6 protein-coding genes are annotated in these 9,007 nt (G+C 71.6%); 3 read left to right on the top strand and 3 right to left on the bottom strand.

Annotated elements, in window-relative coordinates; translation table 11 throughout:
- Window positions 1-15 precede the first annotated feature (15 nt).
- Both FLW16_RS34645 and FLW16_RS34650 read left to right on the top strand, forming a co-directional pair.
- Complete coding sequence (locus FLW16_RS34645; RefSeq protein WP_142564639.1) at window positions 16-2,028, top strand: hydantoinase/oxoprolinase family protein; 2,013 nt, start codon at window positions 16-18, stop codon at window positions 2,026-2,028.
- Window positions 2,025-3,734: a hydantoinase B/oxoprolinase family protein gene (locus FLW16_RS34650; RefSeq protein ID WP_142564641.1), complete on the top strand. Its 1,710-nt coding sequence runs from the start codon at window positions 2,025-2,027 to the stop codon at window positions 3,732-3,734. The genes FLW16_RS34645 and FLW16_RS34650 overlap by 4 nt, the downstream gene beginning before the upstream one ends.
- 24 nt (window positions 3,735-3,758) lie before the next feature.
- Here FLW16_RS34650 and FLW16_RS34655 read toward each other — a convergent pair whose 3' ends face one another.
- Window positions 3,759-4,130, bottom strand: coding sequence for a DUF742 domain-containing protein (locus tag FLW16_RS34655; RefSeq protein ID WP_260615897.1), 372 nt, complete (start codon window positions 4,128-4,130; stop codon window positions 3,759-3,761).
- A complete protein-coding gene (locus FLW16_RS34660; protein ID WP_142564643.1) occupies window positions 4,127-6,136 on the bottom strand; it encodes a nitrate- and nitrite sensing domain-containing protein in 2,010 nt (669 codons plus the stop codon). The genes FLW16_RS34655 and FLW16_RS34660 overlap by 4 nt, the downstream gene beginning before the upstream one ends.
- 175 nt (window positions 6,137-6,311) lie before the next feature.
- Here FLW16_RS34660 and FLW16_RS34665 point away from each other — a divergent pair, with 175 nt between their 5' ends.
- On the top strand, window positions 6,312-7,907 hold the full coding sequence (locus tag FLW16_RS34665) for an ABC transporter substrate-binding protein (protein WP_142564645.1): 1,596 nt from the start codon (window positions 6,312-6,314) through the stop codon (window positions 7,905-7,907).
- A gap of 5 nt (window positions 7,908-7,912) precedes the next feature.
- Here the strand turns inward: FLW16_RS34665 and FLW16_RS34670 are convergent, their stop codons facing one another.
- Window positions 7,913-8,320, bottom strand: coding sequence for a hypothetical protein (locus tag FLW16_RS34670; protein WP_221891422.1), 408 nt, complete (start codon window positions 8,318-8,320; stop codon window positions 7,913-7,915).
- Window positions 8,321-9,007: the final 687 nt, after the last annotated feature.

The following is a 9,007-nucleotide window of genomic DNA, read 5'->3' on the forward strand; positions in this document are numbered from 1 at the left end:
TCTACGTTGCCAGGCATGACAACGGTCATCGGAGTGGACGTCGGCGGCACCTTCACCGACCTCGTCCTGCACGACGCCGCGACCGGCGAGATCAGGGTCGCCAAACAGCCCACCACACCGTCCGCGCCCGAACGCGGGGTCCTCGCCGCGGTCGACGCGGCGGTGCCGGCGGAGCTGCTCGCGCGCTGCCGCCACTTCGTGCACGGCACCACCGTGGGCCTGAACGCGTTGCTCGAAAGGCGGGGCGCGACCGTCGGCCTGATCACCACGGCCGGGTTCCGCGACGTGCTGGAGATCCGCAGGGGCGACCGCGACGACCCCTACGACCTGTTCTGGACCCCGCCGCCGCCGCTCGTGCCCCGGCGGCTGCGCCTGGAGGTGACCGAGCGGGTGGCCGCCGACGGCTCGGTCGCATGCGACCTGGAGCCGGAGGACGTGCGGCGGGCCGCCGAGGTGTTCGCGGCCGAGGGCGTGGACGCCGTGGCGATCGTGCTGGTCAACTCCTACGCCAACCCCGCGCACGAGGCACGGGCGGCCGAGCTGCTCAGGCAGGCCGGGTTCGCCGGGCCGGTCTCGCTGTCGCACGAGGTCTCGGGGGAGTACCGGGAGTACGAGCGCACCTGCACCACGGTCGTGGACGCCTTCGTCCGCCACCGCATGGGCCCCTACCTGCACAACCTCGACCACGAGCTGCGGGCGAGGGGTTTCACGGGCGAGCTGCTCGTGACCCGGTCCGGCGGCGGCGCGCTGGCGCTGGCCGAGGCCGCGGCGCGGCCGTTCGAGACGATCCTGTCCGGCCCGGTGGCCGGGGCCGCCGCCACCGCCCGCCTGGCCGCCTCGCTCGGCCCCTCCCTGGGCATCGGCACGGCCGTCGCCGCCGACGTGGGCGGCACCAGCTTCGACACCGCGCTCATCGAGGACGGGCGGCTTCCGCTGCTCTACCAGGGCGAGGTCGTCGGCCTGCCGCTGCAGAGCCCCTGGGTGGACGTGCGATCGGTGGGCGCGGGCGGCGGCTCCGTGGCGTACGCCGACGCGGGCGGCCTGCTGCGCGTCGGCCCGCGCAGCGCGGGCGCCGACCCCGGGCCCGCCTGCTACCAGCGCGGCGGGACCGAGCCCACGGTGACCGACGCCGCCCTGCACCTCGGCATGATCCCCCGCGGGCACATCTCCGGCGGCATCGAACTGTCCGAGGACGCGGCGGCCCGCGCGCTGGCGCCGCTCGCGGGGCCGACCGGCATCGACGGCGTGGACGCGGTCGCGGTGGGCGTGGTCAGGATCGCCGCCGCGCACATGGCCCAGGCCGTGCGCGGCGTGACGGTGGAGCGGGGCGTGGACCCGCGCGGCGCGGCCGTCGTCGCCTTCGGCGGCGCGGGGCCGGTGTTCGGCTGCCTGCTCGCCGACGAGCTCGACGTGGACACCGTGGTCGTGCCGCCCAACGCGGGCAACTTCTCCGCCGTCGGCCTGGTGCAGGCCGACATCGTGCGGTCGGCCGCCCGCACGATGGTGCGTCCCCTGGACGACGAGGCGCTGCCGCTGGTCGAGCGGGTGGCGGAGGCGCTGTTCGAGCGGCTCGCCCAGCCCGGAGCCGTACGCGAGGTGGACCTCGACCTGCGCCACCGGGGACAGGAGCACACGCTGACGATCCCGGTGCGGTTGGGTGAGGACGACGTGGCGGCCGTGTCGGCCCGGTTCTCCGAGGCGTACCACCGGGCCTTCGGCCACACCCTGCCCGACCCGCTGGAGATCGTCACCGTACGGGCGACCGGCAGGGTGGTCCTCGACGCGGACCGCCCGATGGTGCCTGCCCCGCCGGCCGGCGAGGGCGGGCGGGGGACGACGCGGCTGTGGTCGTTCCGCCGGGGCGCCTGGACCGAGGCCCCGGTCGTACGGCGGGAGGACCTGGACGGCGTGGCCGAGGGCCCGCTGCTGGTGGTGGAGCCGACCGCGACGACCTACGTGGACGCCGGATTCGCGGTGGAGACGCACGAGAGCGGCTGTCTCATGATCACACGGAAGGACCGCCCATGACCATCGTCCGCACCCGATACGCGGAGGTCCACCCCGGGCTGGGCGACGGCGCCGACCCCGTCACCACCGAGATCATCCGGCAGGGCCTCAACGCGGCCGCCGACCAGATGAAGCAGTCGCTGATCCGCACCGCGTTCTCGCCGATCATCTACGAGGCGCTGGACTTCGCCGTCGCCTTCTACGACGCCGACATGTGCATGCTGGCGCAGGCCCCGACGCTGCCGGCGTTCATGGGCACCCTGGGCTTCTGCGTGAGGGAGGCCGTCGAGGGCGTCGGCGGTCCCGCCGCGCTCAGCCCCGGCGACGTGATCCTCTACAACGACCCGTACGGCACCGGCTCCCACCCGCAGGACGCGGCGATGGTGGTGCCGATCTTCCACGACGACACGCTGGTCGCGTACTCGGCCATCAAGGCCCACTGGCTCGACATCGGCGGCAAGGACCCCTACTGCACGGACACGGTCGACGTCCACCAGGAGGGCACGATCTTCCCCGGGGTCAAGCTGTACGACGCCGGGCGGCTGGTCAGCGACGTCTACCGGATGATCCTGGCCAACAGCCGGATGCCGGAGATGGTCATCGGGGACATCAACGCGATGGTGGCCGGGGCGCGGACCGGGGCGGAGGCCCTCGGCGCGCTGGTGCGGCGGCACGGCCTGGACACCTTCCGCCGCTGCGTCGCCCGCATGTACGCCCACGGCGAGGCGCTGGTGCGCGGCTGGTTCGAGCGCCTGCCCGACGGCGTCTACCAGGCGTCCAGCGTCATCGACTCCGACGGCGTGAACGGCACGCCGATCCCGTTCGGCGTCCGGGTCGTCGTGGACGGCTCGTCGGTGACCGTCGACCTGACCGACTGCCCCGACCAGGTCGGCGGGCCGGTCAACTGCCCGCTGCCGTCCACCGTGGCGGCCGTACGGATCGCGGTGGCCTTCCTCGCCGGGGCCGGCGAGCAGCCCAACGAGGGCCACTTCCGCCCGCTGGAGCTGGTCACCCGGCTCGGCTCGCTGTTCCACCCCGTACGGCCGGCGCCCTGCTTCATGTACGGCATCCCCTCCGACCACGCCATCGAGCTGATCATCAGGGCGCTGGCCGAGGCCGTGCCGGAATCGGTGCCGGCCGCCAGCGGCGGGGACATCAACGCCCTGGTGTGGTGGGGCAACCGCGAGGCGACCGGCGAGCCGTGGGCCGACGGCGCCCCCCATCCGGTGGGTCAGGGCGCCTCACCGTCGGCCGACGGCGCGAGCGCGCTCATGTACATCTCGGAGTCGGCCACCCGCTTCACCCCCGCCGAGGTGTGGGAGGCGCGCAACCCCTGGCGGATCGAGCGGCTCGCCCTGGCCGAGGACTCCGGCGGACCCGGCCGTCACCGCGGCGGCCTGGGGCTCGACCTGTCCTTCCGCATCCTGGAGGACCAGTACCTCACCGCGGGCCTGGCCAGGACCGCGCTGGCGCCCTGGGGACTCGAGGGCGGCCTGCCCGGCCGGCCCAACCGGCTCACGGTGGAGTATCCCGACGGGCACGCCGAGGAGTTCTCGCTGAAGACGCGGGTCTTCCTGCCCAAGGGCGCGGTCGTGCACCTGCGCACCGGCTCGGGAGGCGGGTACGGCCCGCCCGCCGAGCGCGACCCCGAGGCCGTGCGCGCCGACCTGCGGGAGGGCTACATCACCCCTGAGCACGCCGCGCGGCACTACCCGCACGCGCTCTGACCCGGCGCCCCTGACGGAGGAGGGTCACAGCGCGCGAAGGCCGCTGATCACCTCGGTCAGGATGCCGGGGGTGGGGAAGCGCGCGACGTTGGCGGGCGGGCGCACCTGCACGAGACCCTGCTCGTGGAGGTCGCCCACCAGCACCCGTACGACGCCGAGCGGCAGGTCGATCGCCGCGGCGATGTCCGCCAGCGACGCCGGGCGGGCGCACAGGCTGAGGATCATCCACTGCTCGGGACCGAGACTCACCGGCGTGGGCCCGCCGATCGCGGTGACGATGGCGACGAGGTCGATCTCCTGGCTGGAGGGCCGCACGCGTCCGCGGGTCAGGGCGTAGGCCGGGACGATCGGCCCGGCCTCCTCGTCCAGCCACTGGTCCTGCATGCGTTCCGTCACTTTCGGTCCTCCTCGCCGGTGTTCTCGTTCTCCTGTGGCCCCCGTTGCAGCGAGGCGAGGATGATGTCCTCCGGGGTGACCTCTCCCGCGGCGAGACGGGCGAGATCGGGATCCTTGGGGCCAACCATGAGCGCGGATGGGATGAGCACGATGGCGGTGGTTCCTCCGTAGGGCGAGGGCCGCAGGGTCACGCGGATGTCCCGCCGTACGGCCAGGCGCGCGACGACGAACAGCCCCATGCGGTCGGTGTCCGCGATGTCGAACTCCGGCGGGTTGGCCAGACGTTCGTTCAGCTCGGCGAGCCGCTCCTTGGTCATGCCGAGCCCGCGGTCCTCGATCTCGACCGCGAAGCCCATGCCGACGAGTTCGCCGCGCACCGACACGGTGGTGTGCGGCGGCGAGAAGATCGTGGCGTTCTCGATCAGTTCGGCGATGAGGTGGATGACGTCGGCCACCGCGGCGCCGTCGAGCCCGTGGTCCTCCATCGGCAGCACGTTCACCCGGGCGTAGTCCTCCGTCTCGGCCGCGGCCCCGCGTACGACGTCGTACATCGGGACGGGCTTGCGCCAGGCGCGGCCCGGGGCGTTGCCCGACAGGATGATCAGGCCCTCGGCGTGGCGGCGCATGCGGGTCGTCAGATGGTCGAGCCGGAACAGCTCCTCCAGCATGTCCGGGTCGGTCGTGTGGCGCTGCATGCCGTGCAGCTGGGTCCGCTGCCGGTGCAGCAGCGTCTGGCTGCGCCGCGCCAGGTTGAGGAAGACCTGGCTGACGCCCCGCTGCAGGCGGGCCTGCCCGATCGCGGCCTCCACCGCGGTCTCCTGCACGGTCGAGAAGGCCCGGCCCACGTCCTGGATCTCGGCGGTCCCGCCCGCGGTCTGCAGCGGGGGCGCCTCGGTGGCCACGTCGACGTCGTCGCCCCGCTTGAGCTTGACCAGCACGTCCGGCAGCCGCTTGTTCGCGAGGTCGAGCGCGGCCTGCCGCAGGTCGGCCAGCTCGCGGGCGAGGCGTCCGCCGACTCGCAGCGAGATCAGGATCGAGGCGACGACCGCGAGGAGGCCGAAGCCCCCGGCCAGCACGGCCCGCCGCAGGATCGAGTCGGCGATCGGCGCGGCGCGCTCGGCGAGCAGGGCCGCCGCCTCGGTCTGCGCCTTCTGGAACGACTCGGCCAGGTCGTCGGAGGTCGACTGCCACACGCGCTGCGTACGCGTCGAGAGCTTGGGCGCCGCGATGATCTGCTCTTCCTGCAGCCGCAGCCGCTGGTAGAGCGGAGTGGTGATCAGGTTGACGTGGAGCTGGCGCAGGCCGGCGTCCAGCTCGGGCAGCGCCTGGTCGATGAGGAAGCGGCGGTTGCCCACGAGCTGGGTGAACAGCTTGCGTTCCTCGTCGGTGAGGCCGGAGGCGCCGGCGGCCGCCTCCAGCGCCTGCTCCCGGGTCAGCAGCTCCTTGGCGTACCCGAGCGAGATCACCACGCGCGACTGCTGGTAGATCGGGATGTCGTCGATCAGCGCCAGGCTGTAGTGCATGCGGTAGATCGAGTCGCTGACCAGGTTGTAGGTCTCGATGGCACGCAGCCGCTCGGAGAGCCCCTCGTCGATCTCCGCCCGGATCTCGTCGATCCGGCTGAGCCCCGCCAGCATCTCGTCGACCTGCGTACGCATGGCCGGAGTGGTGGCCGAGCGGGAGGAGCCGGACAGGGCCAGCGTGCGGAGCTTGTCCCTGGTCTTGTCGGTCCGCTGGCGCTGCAGGACCATGGCGTCGCGGTCGGGCGTCCGGTGCGAGCCGAGGTATCGGGCCGTGGTCAGGCGCTCGGTCTGCAGGTCGACGATGAGGGAGTCGGCGGGCCGCCGGAGCGTGGACCACAGCGTGTTGTACGTACGCAGACTCAGGCTCTCGCCGATCGTGACGCCGGCGGTGACCGCCCACAGGGCGACCAGCGAGAAGAGCGGTACGAGCAGCAGGCCGATGAGCCGGGACCTGATCGGCCGGTCACGCCTGCGCGGACTCATGGCACCTCGCCCAGTGAGGGACAAGCCTCACATAAAACCTTTTTGTGACAGGGATAGAGACTAGCAGCGGGGTGGGTCGGATGAGAGGCCTGTGATCAATTAGCCGGAAATATCGTGTCTGATCGTGATCTTGCAGTAGCGTCGATCATGGTAGACACGGAAAGGACCCGCACGCATGCGCCGTTTACTCGTGCTGGGAGTGATGGCCGTGCTGGCTCTCGCGGGCTGCGGCGGGGGTGAGGTCCGGGAGATCTCGGCCGCGAACCTTCCGTCGGCGAAGGACTCGACCTTCGTCTACCTGTCCAATCTCGACGTCGTCACCGACTGGGATCCCGCGAGCTCGTACTCCAACGAGATCATGTCGATGCAGAACATCTACGACTCGCTGACGATGTACAACCCCCGGACGCGCAGAGCCGCGCCGCGCCTGGCCGAGCGCTGGCAGGCCTCGTCCGACGGCAAGGTCTGGACGTTCACCCTGCGTTCCGGCATGGTCTTCCACACCGGGCGGCCGGTGGACGGCTCCGCGGTCAAGGCGTCCGTCGAGCGCACCAAGCGGATGGGCGCAGGAGCGGCCTACGTCTGGGACTCGGTCCAGCAGATCACGGTCAAGGACCCGCTCACCGTGGAGTTCCGGCTCAAGTACGCCGCCCCCCTCGACCTGATCGCCTCAGCCGACTACGCCGCGTACATCTACGACACCCAGGCGGCGGGCACGGGCGACCTCAAGAAGTGGTTCCAGGCCGGCCGGGACGCGGGCTCGGGGCCGTACACCGTGGCGAGCTGGAAGAAGGGGCGCGAGAAGGAACTGGTGCTGCGCGCCTTCGACCGCTACTGGGGCGGCTGGGAAGGCCCGCATTACCGGAACATCGAGTTCCGCGTGACGCCCGACCTCGACAGGGCCTACCGGCTGCTGCTGCGCGGCGAGGCGAGCTACGTGCAACGGCTGAACCCCGAGCTGTACCGGCGGGCCCGCGCGACCGCGGGCGTGCGCACCCTCCAGGTGCCGTCGTTCCAGAACATGCTCGTGCTGTTCAACACCGCCTCGGGCCCGCTGACGGACGTACGGCTGCGCAAGGCGATGCAGAAGGCCGTCGACTACGACGGCCTGATCACTGCGCTCAAGGGGGCGGGGGCCCCCGCCTCCGGTCTCGTCCCCGAGGGCCTCCTCGGGCACACGCCCGGCCTCACCCCGAAGCAGGACCTGACCGGGGCCGCCGCGCTGCTGAACGAGGCGGGGTACGGCCCGGGCGGCAGGCCTCTGCGCCTGACCCTGACGTACGCGCAGGGGGACGACGACGAGGAACTGCTCGTACGCAAGCTCAGGAGCGCGCTCGACGAGCTGAACGTCCAGCTCGATGCGAAGGCGATGCAGTGGAACGACCAGTGGAACCAGGGCAAGTCCGCCGACCCGGCCAAGCGTCAGGACATCCTCGTCATGTACTGGTGGCCCGACTACGCCGACGCGTACTCGTGGTTCCTCAACGTCTTCCACAGCGCTGAGCCGGTGTCCTTCAACCTCACCTACCTCAAGGACAGGGACGTCGACGCGAAGATCGACCGCCTGCCGTCACTGCTGACGAACGACCGTCCCGCCGCGGAGAGGGCGTACGCCGAACTCCAGAGGAGGCTCATCGAGGAGGAGGCCGTGGTGGCGGTGCCGTGGGTGTCCAACTACCAGCGGGCCTACCTGGGCAACGTCCAGGGGTACACCGACAACCCGGCCTACCCCAACGTCGTCTTCGTACACGAGCTCATCCCCGGCGGCTGAGCCGCTCAGCCCCGCAGACTGCGGCTGACACCGCCGCAGATGGGGCCGCGGGCGACGCGGGACCGCCGGGGTTCCGCATGCTCGTCCAGGTGGGCGAGCATGGACTGCGCGGCCACGGCGTCCGACAGGATCCGCTGCGCCTGCTCACCGTCGGGAAGCTGCCCGTGCTCGGCCAGCTCGTGCTGGAGGAAGGTGAGCGCCGCCGGGTGCCCGGTGGCGTCCGCGGCCAGGGTGGCGCGAGCGGCGGTCAGCAGAGCGAGGTAGTGCGAGCGCAGGATCGCCTCGCGGGTTCGCAGCTGCTCCAGGTCGTCGAGCAGCGAGTGCGCGAGCTCGAGCAACTCGCTCGGCCGCGGCGGCTCGGCGGTGATGTGGGCACGGATGTCGTCGAACTCCGACCGCATGATGATGGCCACCTCCAGCGACGAAAGTCCGGGCGGCCGGGTTGGCGCCGTACGGGGACTTCCGCATCGTCTTCGTAGCGCGGGGCGATTGCGAGCGGCTTGACGTTCGGTTGCGTGGGACAACGACGGCCACGTGGAGCCGTCGCGGAGCGCGGGGACGACGGCCATGCGCGGCTGTCGTCCCTCACGTCGTGCCTCCCCGATCGTCCGTGCCGTGCCGGCTGATCGCCGCGGCGCTAAGTAGATGCCTGAGACACGGATCTGGTTGTCCCCGCTCGCTTGCCCGTTTTGCCGCGTACGGGGGGCGGGGCGCGCTCCGAGCCGCGACCTGCGGGAATAGCTGTGACGGGTTGGTGTGTTGGACGGTCAGACGCCCGAGGTCCGGCCGGCCCCGGCGGGGAATAGCCCGCGCCGTTGGGGCGTTGTTCTCGAACCGGGTCATGGCGGTGCCGGACCCTGGTAATCTTGTGGTGTCGGCGCGGTTCGGCGCACTCCTCTTCGATCACTTCGGTGGTTGTCTTGTGTGTGCGCGGCTGGTTGCCGGCGGCTCCTCGTGCTTTTTGATCTTCCAAGTCTGGTGGTTTTGCGCCGGGCTGGGGGTTCGGGTAAGTTAGAGGGGTTGCCCCGGAAACGGGGTGGTCGAATTCCTGTCGGTCGGCGGGTTTCGGGTCAAATTAAGTCCCGGTGGGGCGGATTTGA

The sequence above is a fragment of the Microbispora sp. KK1-11 genome (genome assembly GCF_006874435.1).
Classification (GTDB): domain Bacteria; phylum Actinomycetota; class Actinomycetes; order Streptosporangiales; family Streptosporangiaceae; genus Microbispora; species Microbispora catharanthi.